The sequence below is a fragment of the uncultured Duncaniella sp. genome, assembly GCF_910578445.1.
In the GTDB taxonomy this organism is placed as follows: Bacteria; Bacteroidota; Bacteroidia; order Bacteroidales; family Muribaculaceae; genus Duncaniella.
Genome location: NZ_CAJTQC010000079.1, coordinates 1 through 265, shown reverse-complemented (window position 1 = coordinate 265; position 265 = coordinate 1). Strand labels below are relative to the sequence as shown.

Genomic DNA, 265 nt, shown 5'->3' with positions numbered 1-265 from the left:
CCCGTCCCCACCTCGTGGTCGCACACGCCACCGCCATTCTGTTTCAGCATCCAGATACAGTCCATCTGACTTTGATAAATGGAGTGTATTCCATACCTGTCACCCAATAATTTCATATTGAGGTCAGGGAAGGTCTGATGGCTACCGTCATACTGCGGACGGACGAAACAGTTGAACTTATTATTATAAAGGTCAACAAGTTTTTCCTTGAACTCCGGGCTTTGTGCTTCAAGCCATTCTGAGAAGCCATTTCGTATCTCGTCAA

General features: G+C 46.4%; 1 pseudogene. It reads right to left on the bottom strand.

Going from position 1 to position 265, the window contains the following annotated elements:
* Positions 1-265: pseudogene (locus QZ311_RS12400) on the bottom strand (hypothetical protein); the annotation flags it as partial.